General features: G+C 49.8%; 12 protein-coding genes. 4 read left to right on the top strand and 8 right to left on the bottom strand.

Annotated features, from left to right (window positions below; all coding sequences use genetic code 11):
* Nucleotides 1-22: 22 nt before the first annotated feature.
* The 7 genes from BMW93_RS01725 to BMW93_RS01695 form a co-directional block, all read right to left on the bottom strand.
* Nucleotides 23-862, bottom strand: coding sequence for a S1 RNA-binding domain-containing protein (locus BMW93_RS01725; protein WP_090373466.1), 840 nt, complete (start codon nucleotides 860-862; stop codon nucleotides 23-25).
* Between the two features lie 48 nt (nucleotides 863-910).
* A complete protein-coding gene (locus BMW93_RS01720) occupies nucleotides 911-3,316 on the bottom strand; it encodes a TonB-dependent receptor (protein WP_090373851.1) in 2,406 nt (801 codons plus the stop codon).
* Between the two features lie 179 nt (nucleotides 3,317-3,495).
* Complete coding sequence (locus BMW93_RS01715; RefSeq protein ID WP_090373465.1) at nucleotides 3,496-4,842, bottom strand: TolC family protein; 1,347 nt, start codon at nucleotides 4,840-4,842, stop codon at nucleotides 3,496-3,498.
* Between the two features lie 38 nt (nucleotides 4,843-4,880).
* On the bottom strand, nucleotides 4,881-7,970 hold the full coding sequence (locus tag BMW93_RS01710; RefSeq protein ID WP_090373464.1) for an efflux RND transporter permease subunit: 3,090 nt from the start codon (nucleotides 7,968-7,970) through the stop codon (nucleotides 4,881-4,883).
* Nucleotides 7,971-7,982: 12 nt separating this feature from the next.
* On the bottom strand, nucleotides 7,983-9,086 hold the full coding sequence (locus tag BMW93_RS01705; protein WP_090373463.1) for an efflux RND transporter periplasmic adaptor subunit: 1,104 nt from the start codon (nucleotides 9,084-9,086) through the stop codon (nucleotides 7,983-7,985).
* Between the two features lie 144 nt (nucleotides 9,087-9,230).
* Nucleotides 9,231-10,478 carry a chorismate-binding protein gene (locus BMW93_RS01700; RefSeq protein ID WP_090373462.1) on the bottom strand — a complete coding sequence of 416 codons (1,248 nt, stop codon included), beginning with the start codon at nucleotides 10,476-10,478 and terminating at the stop codon, nucleotides 9,231-9,233.
* Nucleotides 10,479-10,528: 50 nt separating this feature from the next.
* Entirely contained in the window at nucleotides 10,529-10,954 is a 426-nt protein-coding gene (locus BMW93_RS01695) for a hotdog fold thioesterase (protein WP_090373461.1), read from the bottom strand.
* 85 nt (nucleotides 10,955-11,039) lie between these two features.
* On the opposite strand from BMW93_RS01695, the gene BMW93_RS01690 reads away from it, so the two are divergent.
* The 4 genes from BMW93_RS01690 to BMW93_RS01675 all read left to right on the top strand — a co-directional run bounded on the left by BMW93_RS01690 (nucleotide 11,040) and on the right by BMW93_RS01675 (nucleotide 14,520).
* The gene (locus BMW93_RS01690; protein ID WP_090373460.1) at nucleotides 11,040-11,684 is read left to right on the top strand and encodes a histidine phosphatase family protein; all 645 of its coding nucleotides are present in this window, start codon (nucleotides 11,040-11,042) and stop codon (nucleotides 11,682-11,684) included.
* Between the two features lie 100 nt (nucleotides 11,685-11,784).
* On the top strand, nucleotides 11,785-12,888 hold the full coding sequence (locus BMW93_RS01685; protein WP_090373459.1) for a sensor histidine kinase: 1,104 nt from the start codon (nucleotides 11,785-11,787) through the stop codon (nucleotides 12,886-12,888).
* A gap of 51 nt (nucleotides 12,889-12,939) precedes the next feature.
* On the top strand, nucleotides 12,940-13,674 hold the full coding sequence (locus BMW93_RS01680; protein ID WP_090373458.1) for a LytTR family DNA-binding domain-containing protein: 735 nt from the start codon (nucleotides 12,940-12,942) through the stop codon (nucleotides 13,672-13,674).
* 30 nt (nucleotides 13,675-13,704) lie between these two features.
* Complete coding sequence (locus BMW93_RS01675; RefSeq protein ID WP_090373457.1) at nucleotides 13,705-14,520, top strand: DUF3298 and DUF4163 domain-containing protein; 816 nt, start codon at nucleotides 13,705-13,707, stop codon at nucleotides 14,518-14,520.
* On the opposite strand, the gene radC is transcribed toward BMW93_RS01675, so the two are convergent.
* Nucleotides 14,521-15,225 (bottom strand): RadC family protein, encoded by a 705-nt coding sequence (gene radC, locus BMW93_RS01670; protein WP_090373456.1) that lies wholly within the window; start codon nucleotides 15,223-15,225, stop codon nucleotides 14,521-14,523.
* Nucleotides 15,226-15,239 lie beyond the last annotated feature (14 nt).

The raw sequence follows: 15,239 nt of genomic DNA, 5'->3' as shown, positions 1-15,239 counted from the left end.
AATCAATTTACAAAAAATATAATCAATCTTGCCCGACCAGGTAAATCCCGTCCTCGGTAATGCGGATAATACCCTGTTTATACAATCCTCCAATTGCCTTTTTAAAGACTTTTTTGCTGATTTTTAGCTTGTTATAGATATCTTCGGGCGAAGAGTTGTCGGAGAGGTTCAGGAAGCCTTTGCCTTTTTCTATTTCTTCCAGAACTTGCTTCGCGACGGGCTCTACTACCTCATAACCAGTCTTTTGAAGGCTGATATCCAGCTTGTTTTCTTCACGGATCTTTTTGACATAACCTTTTAGTGAATCGCCGATTTCTAACGGCTGAAATACTTCATTGGCGTAAATGAGGCCCTTGTGGTATTGGTTCACAACCACATTGTAACCCAGATCGGTTTTTTGCCAAACGAGCAAATCCACCTCATCGCCCTCCTGTACCGTCAGGCGTTCGTTTTCAAGGAATTTATCAAGTTTCGCCGACGCCAGCAGGCGCTGCGATTTTTGATCGAGATAGAGGAATACCACTTGCCATTCGCCGATCTCCATCGGCTTCGGCTGCTCGCGGAACGGAACGAAAAGGTCTTTAATGAGGCCCCAATCCAGAAATGCGCCGTATTCCGAAACATCTTTCACTTCCAGAAAAGCGAACTCGTTTCGGATGATTTTGGGTGTTTGCGTGGTCGCGACGGGCCGGTCTTCCGAATCGAGGTAGACGAATACCTTGATCTGGTCGCCGACTTGCATGTCGTCCGTAATATATTGGTTGGGAAGCAGCACTTCTTCACCTTCGACATCGCTCAGGAACATCCCGACGCTGGTAACCCGCTCGATGGTCAGGTAATTGTATTTTCCGATAAATAGCATTATTCAAATAACGAGGTTCGGGTACAAAGGTAACGCTTTCGCACCGATTTAATCTTCATCGTTCATTTCACCTTGTTTCTCCATATTCTGCTTCTCTTTCGAGCGGTTCAGGCGATAGGATAATGTGACCAGAAACTGGCGCGGCCGCCATTGGAATACCGAATACGAATAGTAGCCCGCATTCTCGGTAATGCTCCGGCGCTTTTGGGAGTTGAGCAAATCCCGGACGCTCGCGGTAAGTGTGCCGCGGCCTTTCAGAATGTCTTTGGACAAGCCAAGATCGATAAAATAGATCGATAAGTCCTTGCCCTGGGTAGTACGCCTTGGTGCACGGTAGTTGAGCGACGACTGAAAATCCACCGAACCGAACAGCGTAATGCGTGACGAGAACCGGCTGGTCCAGGAATAGGTGTCGCTTTGATACAACTTATCGTTGTAATAACCCTCGTTCATCGCCCGGAAAATATTGGCATTGGCCGTGAGTTTCCACCATGGGGCCGGATCGTAGGTAAGGTTGAACTCAAACCCATACGAGTCGCCTGTCGACAGGTTAATAGGGGTAATGGTGGTAAAACCGGTTGAATCGACGGACGTGATATTCTCGACCACGCCCAACCTGCGGCGGTAGTAAATGCTCGAAAGCAGCGTTCCCTTATTCATATTCAGCAAATGTCCCGCTTCGAACGAATGCGTGAACTCGGGGTTCAGCAGCGGGTTACCTGCGCGGAACACGCGTGAATCGCTGAAATTGGAGAATGGGAGCAGATCCCGGAAATTAGGGCGGCTCAGGCGGTAGCTATAACTGAGCTGCAATGTCTGGGCATCTTGCAGTTTGTAAGATAAATGAATGCTCGGGAAAAGGTTAAAATATTGCCGGTGATTGGTTTGGGCTGTTTTTTTCAGTTCGGTCAGAATGTCGGTGTACTCGCCACGCACCCCGGCCTGCACGAAAACCTTTCCGAACTGATTGCTCGCCATGACATATCCGGCGTGGATTTTCTCGTCGTAGGCCAGCCGGTTGTCATATTCGGGCAAAATGAGCCAATAGTCGGGTCCTTGTTCCTGGTGGACGGAAAAATCATTATCCAGCAGCCTGATGGATGTTTTCAGCCCGGCTTCCAGCTTGCCGTCCTTGCCCAGAGGATGAATGTAATCCAGCTGGGCCAGAAAGTTTTTTTCATCCTCCGTATTGTAAGAACGCTGGCGGATATCGACCGAATTATTATCAGCAATTTCATGGTATTTGGAGGCCTCCGTTTCGTCGCTGAGGATGTATTTAGCATCGAACGTCAGGCTTTGTCCTTTTCTTTCGAATGTTTTGCGGTAATTCAGTGCGGCCTCGATATTGGTCCTTGGCTCGGTTTCGTCCTCGCTGCGCGTAACCGTGCGTGTGAGGGCATTGTTCATGTCGAAATCCCGGTATTCAAGTAGTGATTTGTTGTCGTTTTGCGATTTGCGGACGGAGAGGGTGGCGGTAAGCGTGTTGTAGTTGTTTAAAAAATAATCCAAACCTACCCGGACGTTGTTCGAATAACCCGCCCGGTTGCGCCGGTTGGTTTGTTCATATACGAAGCTGGTATCGGCACTGTTATATTCCTGTCTCGAATGCCCGCGACCGGGACCATCGCGGTACATCCAGCCGTAATTGGCGATCAGATTGATTTTTTTCTTGCGATAATTGACATTGAAAGAAGCCCCGAAATTGGAAGGATAGCCTGCCGTACCTGTAAATGTGCCATTCAACCCATAGCGGATATTTTTCTTCATTACAATATTCAAAATTCCCACTTCACCCTCGGCGTCATATCGCGACGACGGATTGGTAATAATCTCCACGCTTTCGATCAGGTCGGCCGGGATCTGGCGCAATGCCTCGGCAGGGTTCAGCCCAACCATACCCGATTGTTTGCCGTCAATCAGAATGCGGACATTGCCGCTGCCGCGAAGTGCCACATTACCTTCCACATCCACAGTTACGGAGGGCATATTGTTGAGAATATCCGAAGCATTACCACCGATGTTGGCCAGGTCTTTCCCCACATTGAATACCCGCTTGTCCAATTGAAGGTCCATCTGGCTCTTTTCGCCCTGCACTACGAGTTCGTCGAGCACCCGGGCGCTGGATGTGAGCGTAATGGTACCCAAAGCCACGGGCTGAGCTGCTACCCGCACGTTGGGGATGATCTTTTCATCCATAGCCAGGAAGGTAATTTTGATTAGGTAGCTGCCCGGTTCGGCAGGGATATTGAAAAGCCCGTTCTCATCGGCGGTACCGCCACCGATCAATGCGGAGTCTTTTGCGGCCAGAAGTGCCACGCTGGCAAATGGCACCGGCTTTTTCTCCGAATCTTCGAGTTTTCCGGTAATGGGGTAGTTTGTAGACGGTTCGTCTTGCGCATGAAGTTGAATGCACAGAAAATTCAGGAGTGAAACGATCAGTAGTATTTTCTTCATGACGGCATTGGCCATAACACACACGCAATGCGTGGGGTATGTCAGGTTGAAGGTGAGCCAGTTAGATTGAAAAGCCGGTTAAAGGTTTAATGACTTTTTAATCTTTCATGAAAAAAATTACGTGCCAGCAGCGGCAAAAAAATCCCCGGGACGAAAATTCCCGGGGATGGTAAATGACTCTATTGAAGCGTGTTGCTGAGTCTTTTCAGTTCGATCTCAGCTGATTTGGCGGCGAAGTTCAGGTTGATCAGTCGGTAACCTGCTTCCTCGAAGCTGCGTTGTGCCTCGCGTACGTCGATGATCGTAGCCTGGATCAGTTCAAAACGTTGCAATGTGAGGTCGAGCAACTGCTTGCTGAGCGCATAGTTTTTCTTCTGGTTTTCCAGCTGTTCGATCGAGCTCTGGTAGGTCTGGTACATCTTCACCGCATTGGCGCTGTAATCGCGGAGCAGCGTGCTTTTCTGCAATTCAGCCGTTTTTGTATCGATTTCAGCGGCTTGTTTCTGGCGTTTGAATGCCGAGCCGTTGTAAATCGGTACCGCCAGCGTGAGGCCTGCCTGCGGACCCGCCACGCGGTTGAGCAATGTAAGACCGGCTGCCGTTTGGTTGCGGGTAAAGTTATACGCCGCATTAAAACGAACCGTAGGATAGCGGAGTGCCGCCGTTTCTTTTACAATCAGTTCGTTGATTTGGATCTGATGATCTGCCGCTTTAATGTCGGCATTCGAAGCCAGCCGGTCTATGACGGAGGCCAGCTGCATATTGTTATCCACTGTAATGGTATCCTTGATAGTCACCGCCGATTTGGGATCGAGCGTGAGCGTACGAAGCAGCTCTGTTTTGGCTACCTGCGATACCATTTGCTGGTTCAGTAAAGTCTGATTCAATGTATTTAAATCAATCTCCGCCTGAAAAATGTCGGCATTGTTGGCCATACCAGCCTCTTTCCGCACCCGCAGGATTTCGAGACGCTTTTCGGATGCGATAATAGATGTGCGGATCGTGTTGATATAGCTCAGTTGGCGAACGACATCATAATAGCTCGTCATGACCAGCGCAATCGTGTTCTGAATTTGTGAATTGAGCACTTCGGAACTTTGGTATTGCAGTTCGGCGAGGCGTTTCTTGGTGGCTACCACCCGTTTCCCATTGTACAGCAGCATTCCCACAGAAAGGTTTGCCTGGGTGTTGTTACCGGCAGCTGCGTTTCGACTGATCTCGACACCGGTGTTCAGCTTCTGGTTTACCTGCGTGATCTGCTCCGTGTTGCTGGCGTTAAGAGCAACTGTCGGTAAGCCGCCGGCTACGCCATAGTTGTTCATGATCGTATTGGCATCGACATTATTTTTGGCAATCTCGATTTCGTAGCTGTTTTTGAGTGCGGTAGCCACAGCCTGTTCGAGCGTAAGCGCCAGCGTGTCGGCCGGTGAACTGGCGCCCGGATGTCCGGCCCAGCTGCTACCGGAGCAAAGCAGAAAAAGTAGGAATGTGTATTGGTATTTCTTAAAGAAGGTGAGCGAGCCCATGTAAAAAACAATAGTTGATTTTGTAAAAAGAATATCCGTTAAGCCACAAGCTCCTCTGCCATTTTCTGCTCTTCCGTTACCTTGTGTTTTTTGGGTGAAATGAATGTGTAAATCGCCGGGATCACGAACAACGTCAGGATCAGCGAGAACATCAGACCGCCCACGATCACGACTCCAAGCGGTACCCGGCTGGTAGCCGCAGCGCCGAGACTCATCGCAATCGGTAACGCTCCGAATGCGGTTGCAAGGCTCGTCATCAGGATCGGGCGCAAACGCTGCGTCGCCGATTCGACCGCAGCCGCCATTCTTCCCATGCCCTGTTCGCGCTTCTGGTTGGCAAATTCCACAATGAGGATACCGTTCTTCGTCACAAGCCCGATCAGCATGATCATGCCGATTTGCGAGAAGATGTTAATGGTTAATCCAAATAAATAAAGGCTCAGTAACGCGCCCGCCAATGCCAGCGGCACGGTGATCATGATGATGAACGGGTCGGTGAAGCTCTCGAACTGGCCTGCGAGTACGAGGTACACAAGCAAAAGCGCCAACCCGAATGCGAAGCTGGTGTTGGAAGAACTTTCCTCGAAGTCGCGGGAAGGACCGGTAAGCGATGTCTGGAAAGATTCGTCTAGCAATTTAGCGCCGATCCTGCGCATTGCTTCCACGCCGTCGCCGATGGTTTTGCCTTCCACCAAAGAGGCCGAAACAGTAGCGCTTTTATAGCGATTGTAGTGGTAAATGGTCGGCGGGCCGGACTCTTCTTCCATATGCACGACAGCAGTCAGCGGAATGTTTTCACCCCGGTTGTTGCGGACATACAGTTTTTCGATATCCGCAGGTTTGTTGCGTTCTGAATGTTCTACCTGCCCGATCACCTGGTACTGTTGCCCGTTCATAATGAAGTAAGCAAGACGACGTCCCGAGAATGCAGCCTGAATAGTCGCCGCCACATCGGTCGTCGATAGGCCCAGATCACGCGCTTTGAGGCGATCGATCGTCAGGCGTACTTCCGGTTTATTGAATTTCAGGTTAACGTCCACATTCTGGAAAGTCGGGTCCTGGCGTGCTTCGTCCAGGAATTTGGGAAGGACTTCACTTAGTTTATCAAAATCGAGGTTTTGCAATACAAATTGCACCGGCAGAGAGCCCCTGGAACCTGTACCGACCGAAATCGTTTGTTCCTGGGTCGCAAAAATCCGTGCGTCATTGAAACGGGAGAGCTTTTTATTGATTTCCTGTGCGATATCATTCTGGCTTTTCCTGCGTTGATCGGCAGGTACAAGGCCAATACGGCCGGTGCCGCTGTTGACCCCACCGCCGCCAAAACCCGGTGTGGCGGAGAATGTGAATGCTTTCTCAGGGATCGAATCATTCAGGAAATCGCTGAGCTGATCGGAAACCTGCTGCATTTGCCCGAAACTGGTTCCTTCCGGGGCTGAAAGGTTGAAACGAATGCTGTTGCGGTCTTCCATCGGCGCCAGTTCGCTCTGTAAATGCGAATAGGTAAACCAGATCAGCACACCGCAGGCAACGACCAGCACCCATGCCATCCACCTCGCTTTCATAAACCCGCGAAGCATGCGGTTATAACCATCTTCCATTCCGGTAAAGAATGGCTCTGTTTTATTGTAGAACCAGCCATGACCGGCGTCTTTGCGGTTCAGAACGACATTCAGTACCGGAGTAATGGTGAGCGAAACGAACGCAGAAATAAGTACAGCGGATGCGACGACGATCCCGAACTCCCGGAAAAGGCTACCCACAAATCCTTGCAGAAAGATCACCGGCAGGAACACCACGGCGAGCGTTAGCGATGTGGAGATAACGGCAAAAAAGATTTCCCGGCTACCTTCCAGTGCAGCTTGCCGGATCGGCAACCCGCTTTCCAGCTTACGGAAGATGTTTTCCGTGACCACAATACCGTCATCGACCACGAGGCCTGTCGCGAGGACGATCCCGAGCAACGTAAGGATATTGATCGAGAACCCGCACAGGTACATGACGAAGAATGTCGCGATCAGTGAGATCGGAATGTCTATCAGCGGGCGAACGGCCACCAGCAGGTTCCGGAAGAAGAACAGGATCACTATTACCACGAGGGAAAAGGCTATCAGGAGTGTTTCCTCTACCTCTTTGATCGACTGCCTCACAAGACGGGTATTGTCGATCAATACGTTGAAGGTAATGTCCGATTTGTTCGATTTCTGGATTTCGGCGAGGCGTTTGTTAAACTCGTCGGATATCTCCACGTAATTAGCGCCCGGCTGAGGAACTACGCCAAGACCTACGGCATACATACCATTGTATTTCCAGCTTTGTTCTTCATTTTCAGGACCCAACTCCACTTTTGCTACATTGGATAGCCTTACAATGCCGATGCTGTCGTTGCGGATGACTAGGTCGTTGAATTCTTTTTCGCTCTTTAACCGCCCCATCGTGCGGATCGTCAGCTCTGTATTATCGCCGTAAATCTTACCCGCGGGCAATTCCACGTTTTCGGCCGCCAGGGTAGAGGTAATGTCATTGAACGAGATGTTGTAAGAGCTCATCTTATCCGGATCAAGCCAGATACGCATTGCATACCGTTTCTGTCCGAAGATATTGATACTGCTGACACCATCGATGGTCTGCAAACTTTGCTGCAAGACATTTTCGGCATAGTCACTGAGTTCCAGCAAGCCTTTGGAGGGGCTTTGAACGGCCAGCATGAGGATGAAATCCGAATTGGCATCAGCCTTGCTTACCACCGGGGGCGCATCGACGTCCTGTGGAAGACTTCTAGCCGCCTGGCTCACTTTGTCGCGGACGTCGTTGGCTGCGCCCTCCAGATCCGATTCAAGGTTGAATTCTACGGTAATGTTGCTCGACCCGATCTGGCTCGAAGAACTGATACTCTTGATACCGGGAATCCCGTTGATGCTCTTTTCGAGCGGTTCGGTAATCTGGCTCTCGATAATGTCGGCATTGGCACCGGTGTAGCTCGTTCGCACGTTCACGATCGGAGGGTCGATCGCCGGATAGTCTCTCAAAGACAGGAAGTTATATCCTACTACACCAAAAAGGATGATGAGCAGGTTCATCACGACCGCCAGAACGGGCCGTTTCAGGGATAGTTCTGAAATATTCATAGTATGGGGTTGTTACTTACTCGCCACGTTCAGGTTTCGTACACTTCTCACTTTCACAGGAGCATCGGGACGGGCAAAAAGTACACCCGAAACAACCACCGTATCGCCTACATTCAGGCCTTTGGTTACTTCCACCACATCTTCCCTGCGGTCGCCGGTTTCAACCTGTGCGAAAACCGCTTTGCCGTTTTTCACGGTTACAACCTTCTTGCTGCTTGCTTCGGGAATAATGCTGTTGCTGGGAATCAGAATGCTGCTTTTATTACTGTTGGCAGCGATATATACTTTCGCGAACGAACCGGGACTTGTAGAGCCGGAGTTCAGTACCGCGCGTACCGTGAGGTTGCGGGTAGTTTGGTTCACTTGCGGTTCAATGGCGAGGATTCGGGCTGTTTCATATTTGCCGGAAGCCTGGTCGAGCATTACTTCCACGGTACCGCCTTTGTTCACATATTGCTGGTAGCTTTCGGGAACCGTGAAATCGATCCGCAGGTTGGCGAGCTGTTGCATTGTTGCGATAATGCTCTGGGGCGTCACGTACGAGCCCGCGCTCACCTTGCGCAAGCCTATCACGCCCGTGAACGGCGCCTTGATGATCGTTTTGTCGATCAGTGCCTGCGTGTACGCCATATCGGCTTTGAGGGTATTGACATTGTTGGTGGCAAGGTCGTAGTCGGCCTGGTTGATACCGTTGACGGCGATCAGCTGTTTCAGCCTTTTCTCGGTTGTTTCGGCGAGGTCGAGCTGTATTTTCGACCGGTTGAGCTGCGCCAGGAGGTCGGCGCTGTTGATCCGGGCGATGACGGTGCCTTTTTGTACTGTTTTGCCTTCCGGAACATCCAGGAAAGTAAGTAATCCACTCACTTCCGGCCGTAATTCCGCGAATTCGTTGGCCACGATGGTACCGTTCACTTCTACCTTGTCACTCACCTTCTCGGATTTCGCAACAATCACGTCTACGACAGTGGGGCCGCCACCGCCTCTTTGTTGAAAGGTATCCTTTTTTTCTCCGCACGAAAGCGTAATAAAGAGTGAACCGGCAATGAAAAGTGAAGAAAGGGATTTGGTTAAATTTGGCAGTCCTTCTGCACGGGCAGATCTTGCGATAACGTTCATAGGGTTTGTTAACCTGGGCTTAAAATGGTTTAGGAGTCTGGCGGACTAAATGCGTCCTATTCAGAGGTTTGTTCAAAATTAGATATTAATCTCGAACCGATTAGACTTTTCCCTGCTATAAAAGTTTAATGCCTGCTAATTTTTTTATAAGGAACTGCCGATCACTTTGAGCAAAGTATCGCATTTGAGCTCGGTTTCGAGCCATTCCTGCTCAGGAACAGAGTCTTCCGTGATTCCCGCACCGGCAAAAAATGTCGCAATGCCGTCTTTAAACCGCACAGTGCGGAGGTTTACGAACAAATGGGTATCGCCGCCCACCTGTGCCGGGCCCAGGAAGCCGCTGTAATAGGAGCGGTTATAGCCTTCTACGTTGTTGATGAATTGGAGGCTGGGCGCTTTGGGAACGCCGCAAATGGCCGATGTCGGGTGCAGGAGTTTCAGCATTACAGAAGCCAGCTCGGGGAAGTTGAGCGCCACGGTATCGACTTCGAAAACGGTTCTCAGGTGGTACAGGTTACCCGCCAGCACCGTTTTAGGTCCTGTTTCGAGGTATTCGCGCAGACGGATTTTTTTAAAGCATTCAATAATGTACCGGCTCACAAGCGCTTGCTCCTCAATCTCTTTCTCACCCCATCGGATGTCGTACTTGGGTATAAGCGCGCCCGATGTGTCGCGTGCGCCTTGCGTACCTGCAAGGGACATGGTCTTGAAAGTACCGGCAGACATTTGCTCTACCAGTAACTCGGGACTTGCTCCCAGCCACAGCTCGTTCTCTTCCGGAAGGTTTACCAGTGAAACAAATGCGTGAGGATAAGCTTTTACGAGCCTTTGAAAAGCCTGTGCGGGCTGAAACGCGTCGGTATAGCGGAGGTCTTTCGTGCGTGAAAGCACCACTTTTTTGAACTGGTTCTGGCGAATCGCCGCTACGGCAAGTTCCACAGTCCGTTCGAAGCGGGATTTGGCATCGAGGTGATCACTTAACGGGAGTAGCGAGCTGGCCGGCGCCTGGTGGTGGTTGTCTTCCGTAGTGGTAGTTAATGCGAGTTGTACCAGGCGTTTTACTTCGGGATGTTCTTCGCCCAGCTGGTTATCAACCTGCATGATCCGGTTATCTTCCGAGAACGTGAGAATAATATCGCCTTCCAGGAACAGTACCTCCTGGTCGTCTTCCCAGTAGAATGTGCTTATTACGAAGCCCGGGCTCATTTTTTCGAGTTCGGGGAGGCATTTACGGGTGCCTTCCTGAACGGAAATAAGCAATTTGATTTCGTTGGTATGCGGCAGGCGCCACAATGCGGACGGGAAACCCATCATTTTAGAAGCATGCCAAAGCTCCTGAATCTGTAATCCTTCAAATATCGAAATCCCGGTGTCGGTCTGTACTGATAGCATTTTATAACGAATGGGCGAGTCCCGTTAGGTCAATTTTCTGCAAAATAATGTTAGCGGTCTGCATTCACAATAGCAACCGTGAGTCTGCTGATGCAAACGAGTTTGTCTTCTTCATTGGTAATGCGGATGTCCCAGATATGCGTGGTCCTGCCGATATGGATCGGCCGTACAGTTCCGTACACATACCCTTCTTTCACCGGCCTGAGGTGATTCGCATTGATTTCCAGCCCTACGGCGTGTTTGTTCTCGTTTTCGGGAATGGTTAAAAACGACGCGATACTCCCAAGCGTTTCAGCCAGTACTACCGACGCCCCGCCATGCAAAATTCCGAACGGCTGGTGCGTCCGCTTATCCACGGGCATTTTCGCTGACACATAATCTTTTCCGATTTCCGTAAACTCTATTCCGATGTGATGGGCGATGCTGTTCTTTCCAAAAGATTGTAGTGAATCGACGGTGACGGTTTTAGCAAACATATCTAAAAAATGTATAAATTTGTATTGGCTTTGCGGATAAAAAACAAGGTTTTTGTAAATTTTATATTTAAATTATCCTATTACTTTGAAAAGAAAATCGATTTACCTCATTCGCCACGGTGAAACTGATTTTAATCGCAGGGGAGTTGTTCAGGGAAGTGGTGTTGATTCCTTGCTGAATGAATGGGGAGAAGCTCAGGCCGAAGCTTTTTTTAATGCTTACCAACATGTTCCGTTTGACAAAATTTATACCTCTGATTTAAAGCGAACACATCAAACCGTCCGCGGGTTCATCAGGCTGGGTATACCCCATGAAAGCTATTCCGGGTTGAACGAAATATCGTGGGGCGACCGCGAAGGCCGCGAACCTAACACGGGTGACAACAACTATTACCGAGGATTGGTAAATGCTTGGAAGTCAGGAGAAGTGAACCTCGCTGCCGAAGGCGGCGAAAGCCCCGAAGACGTACGTGCACGCCAGATTCCGGTGATCGAAACGATCCTCTCACGCCCGCATGAGCGCAACATCCTCATCGCCATGCACGGCCGTGCCATGCGCGTATTGCTGACGACGCTTTTCAACGAGCCGCTGGTACGGATGGACGACTACGAGCACAGCAATCTGTGCCTCTATAAGATCAATTACTCCTACGATACGCAGCAGTTCGAACTGGAAGTGCGCAACGATATCACACACCTTCTTTCCATCGAAATCCCGCAAACGATATAGCAGCCGTTTGTGTAGATTCGTTTCCATTGGTGTATTAATGTACCTCTCCTGAGGGTGCATTAATACATTTGTGGCTTTTCAATACATCATCAGCGTTCCTATGTTCACGTCCAAAAAGCGCATCTATTGGACTCTGCAAATTCTTGGCTGGACATTGATTGTCATGTTCGAATACATCCCTTATGTATTGGAATATGGTTTTAAGCTACCTGAATTCTATTCTGCACTGGCCAATATACTCCTGGGCATTTGTCTTACTCACGTATACCGGCTGGTGATCAGGCGGTGGAACTGGTCGTCGTTACCGTTGCCGAGGCTGGCATTGCGTGTGATCGGTTCGGTATTGTGGCTGGGGCTCATCATGACGATGATTAATCAGCCAATGGACCGCGAAATTCTCGAACAGAACCTGTTCAACCAGCCGCTAATTTTCTGGGGCTACTATACCAACTGGTGTAAAATCCTGTTGGCGTGGATCTTGTCTTACACGGTTTACCATTATATTGAACAGAACCGCCTGGCCGGCTACGAGAAGATTATGCTGAAAATGTCGATGCGGGAGGCGGAAGCTAAGGTGCTTCGTTCGCAGCTCAATCCGCATTTTACATTCAATGCGTTGAACAGCATCCGCGCACTCGTGTACGAAGATCCCAAACGCGCGCAGCTCAGCATTACGCAGCTATCCAATATATTGAGGAATTCGTTGCTGGCCGATCGCCGCAAAACGGTTGATTTGCAGGAAGAGCTTCGGACGGTGGAAGATTATCTTGAATTGGAAAAAGTGCGATACGAGGAACGTCTTTGTTACAGCATTACCACCAATCCGCAGGCTATTTACTGGCAGGTACCGCCGATGATGTTACAAACGCTCGTCGAAAACGGTATCAAACACGGTGTGGCAAAGCAAATGGGAGGCGGATTTATCGGCTTAAAATCGGAAATTGCAAATGAGCTGCTTGTGATCACGATCCATAACTCGGGTAATCTGGGCAGTACGGAAGTGAACGCCGGCAACCTGGGCAATACCGAGTCGGGTGGGGTTGGGTTAAAAAACACCGCCGAACGATTATCGATTTTGTACGGTAAGGCCGCATCATTCCGGATTTTTCAGGAAAAGGAGAATGTGGTTTGCTCCGAAATTAAAATACCGATGCTTTCGGAAGAGGTGATGATGGTGGGAGAGGGGTCCGGAAAAGAGAACTAATGACCAAATCAATATACTATCTGTTTATTATTCCTAACTGATCCATCCGCCATGAGGACCTTAATTGTAGATGATGAGCGACTAGCGCGCAACGAGTTGAAGAGATTGCTTGAACCATACACTAAAATTGAAATAGTAGGAGAAGCCGCCAATGCGGAAGAGGCGCTGAAACTCATAGAAGAACAACAGCCCGAGCTGCTTTTTCTGGATATTCAAATGCCGGGTAAAAATGGCTTCGAGTTGCTGTCATCGATCGAAGGCAAAACCCCGGAAGTGATTTTCACGACCGCATTCGACGAGTATGCCATCAAGGCATTCGAGTTCAATGCGCTGGATTACCTGTTGAAGCCGATCGATACCGAACGGTTGAAGGAAACCATTCACCGCATTGAAGAAAACCAGGCCCAGCCGGAAGCCCTCGCGCATACCAACGAGCGCGCGGAGAAAGTCCTTGGTGAAAATGATCAGGTTTTTGTGAAAGACGGAGAGAAATGTTGGTTTGTAAAACTGGGTAAAATCCGCCTGTTCGAATCGATGGGGAACTATGTCCGCCTGCATTTCGATGACCAGAAGCCTTTGGTGTTGAAATCGTTGAACAACCTGGAAGAGCGCCTGGACCCGAATACGTATTTCCGCGCCAACCGCAAGCACATTATCAACCTGCATTGGATCGAGAAGATCGAGCCATGGTTCAGCGGCGGTCTTCTGGTAACCTTGCAAGGCGGCGATAAAATCGAGATCTCGCGCCGTCAGGCCATCCGTTTTAAAGAATTGATGAGCCTTTAATATTTTCCCGAATCATTAAAACCAAAGTTTATGGGTTTGAAGCAAATGGCTGCTCTGATGCTCGGCGTTGTGTCTTTTTGGGCATGTAACCAGTCGTCTAAAAAAGATAATGCGGTTGTCGAGGCCGGCTTCCGGGCGGGGAAGGTAAAAAAGGAACAGTTCGGAGGTTGTGATACAGTCGCCAATAAAGGTGTTTCTGTGATTATCAATCTCTGGCAACCAACTGATTCCGGGGTGGTTGCTACTAAAATCCGGGAAATTCTGACCGACAAGACGATCAAGCGGCTCAATTCCTACGGCGACCCGGCAAGTGCCACAGCACGTTTGGAGGCTATTAAGAACCCGAAAGCGGCATTCGAAGACTTTCAAAAGAACTACAACGAATTCAAAAAGGATTTTCCCGACGCGCCGGGTTGCTGGGAGGTTGAATTACACGGAGATACCGTGATGACGACTCCGAAAGTGCTTTTTTATCAATTCGATCACTACGCTTTTACGGGCGGTGCGCATCCGAACAGTTTCACTTCGTACCACGCATTCGACGGCAAAACGGGCGATGAGATCGAAATGAAACGCTTTGTGGCAGATTCAGTAGCATTGTTGAACCTGGTCGAAAAGAAGTTCCGCGAGCTGGAAAAACTGACACCCGGCGTCGACCTGGAAGATGCCGGTTATTTCCTTGCGAACCACAAGTTTTTCATGCCTGCCAATTATGTGTTTACCCCGGAAGGAGTGCTGTTTTTTTATAATCCATACGAAATAGCCGCCTACGCCCGCGGACCGATCGAGTTTACGATCCCATACGAGGAACTGAAAGGCATTATTCGGACGGAATCGGTGTTCTGATCACATTTCGCCGGAATCTTTAAAACTGTAATAGCCGTCGTCTGTAAAGATCAGATGGTCCTGAACAGGCAGGTCGAGCATTCGGCCTGCCTGTTTGATTTGCTCGGTAAGCACCTTGTCTGCCAGACTCGGGATCAACTGCCCCGAAGGATGGTTATGCACCAGGATCAGCGAACTGGCCATATGGTCCAGCGCGATTTTGAATATCATCTTCACGTCGGTAGCCGTGCCCGAAATGCCACCCATGCTCACCTGTATGGCGCGCATGACGTAGTTTCCGCGATTAAGCAGCAAAATCCAGAATTCTTCATGCGTTTTGTCCATCAGATAGGGGCGCATGGCTTCGTAGACCGGTTCGGAGCCGATGATCTTGCGCTTTTTACCGGGAATAATGTCCCTGCGCCGCCGCCCGAGTTCCAACGCGGCCAGGATGCTCAACGCCTTCGCTTCGCCTATTCCTTTGATCTTCGTCAGGTCCCTGACATTCAGTTTGGCGAGTTCGTTGATGTTGTTACCTACCGATGTCATCAATGCCTTTGCCAGGTCGACCGCGGTCATTTCCCTCGTGCCGGAACGGATCAGGATTGCCATCAACTCGGAGTCCGAACAGGCAGCCCGGCCTTTGTTCATGAACTTTTCACGTGGTTTGTCATCATCGTGCCAGTTGATGATCACTTTCGGATTGTCGCTCTTTTTTCTGGGCATATGGAAGGATACAT

Origin of the sequence: Dyadobacter sp. SG02, from assembly GCF_900109045.1 — a bacterium.
Classification (GTDB): Bacteria; Bacteroidota; Bacteroidia; order Cytophagales; family Spirosomataceae; genus Dyadobacter.
The sequence above is the reverse complement of the archived record's forward strand: the minus strand, read 5'-3'. Positions and strand labels throughout refer to the sequence as shown.

Excerpts from the sequence above, each read along its gene's own strand:
- BMW93_RS01725 (WP_090373466.1), bottom strand. The coding sequence starts at position 862 with ATGCTATTTATCGGAAAATACAATTACCTGACCATCGAGCGGGTTACC.
- BMW93_RS01720 (WP_090373851.1), bottom strand. The coding sequence starts at position 3,316 with ATGAAGAAAATACTACTGATCGTTTCACTCCTGAATTTTCTGTGCATT.
- BMW93_RS01715 (WP_090373465.1), bottom strand. The coding sequence starts at position 4,842 with ATGGGCTCGCTCACCTTCTTTAAGAAATACCAATACACATTCCTACTT.
- BMW93_RS01710 (WP_090373464.1), bottom strand. The coding sequence starts at position 7,970 with ATGAATATTTCAGAACTATCCCTGAAACGGCCCGTTCTGGCGGTCGTG.
- BMW93_RS01705 (WP_090373463.1), bottom strand. The coding sequence starts at position 9,086 with ATGAACGTTATCGCAAGATCTGCCCGTGCAGAAGGACTGCCAAATTTA.
- BMW93_RS01700 (WP_090373462.1), bottom strand. The coding sequence starts at position 10,478 with ATGCTATCAGTACAGACCGACACCGGGATTTCGATATTTGAAGGATTA.
- BMW93_RS01695 (WP_090373461.1), bottom strand. The coding sequence starts at position 10,954 with ATGTTTGCTAAAACCGTCACCGTCGATTCACTACAATCTTTTGGAAAG.
- BMW93_RS01685 (WP_090373459.1), top strand. The coding sequence starts at position 11,785 with ATGTTCACGTCCAAAAAGCGCATCTATTGGACTCTGCAAATTCTTGGC.
- BMW93_RS01680 (WP_090373458.1), top strand. The coding sequence starts at position 12,940 with ATGAGGACCTTAATTGTAGATGATGAGCGACTAGCGCGCAACGAGTTG.
- BMW93_RS01675 (WP_090373457.1), top strand. The coding sequence starts at position 13,705 with ATGGGTTTGAAGCAAATGGCTGCTCTGATGCTCGGCGTTGTGTCTTTT.
- radC (WP_090373456.1), bottom strand. The coding sequence starts at position 15,225 with ATGCCCAGAAAAAAGAGCGACAATCCGAAAGTGATCATCAACTGGCAC.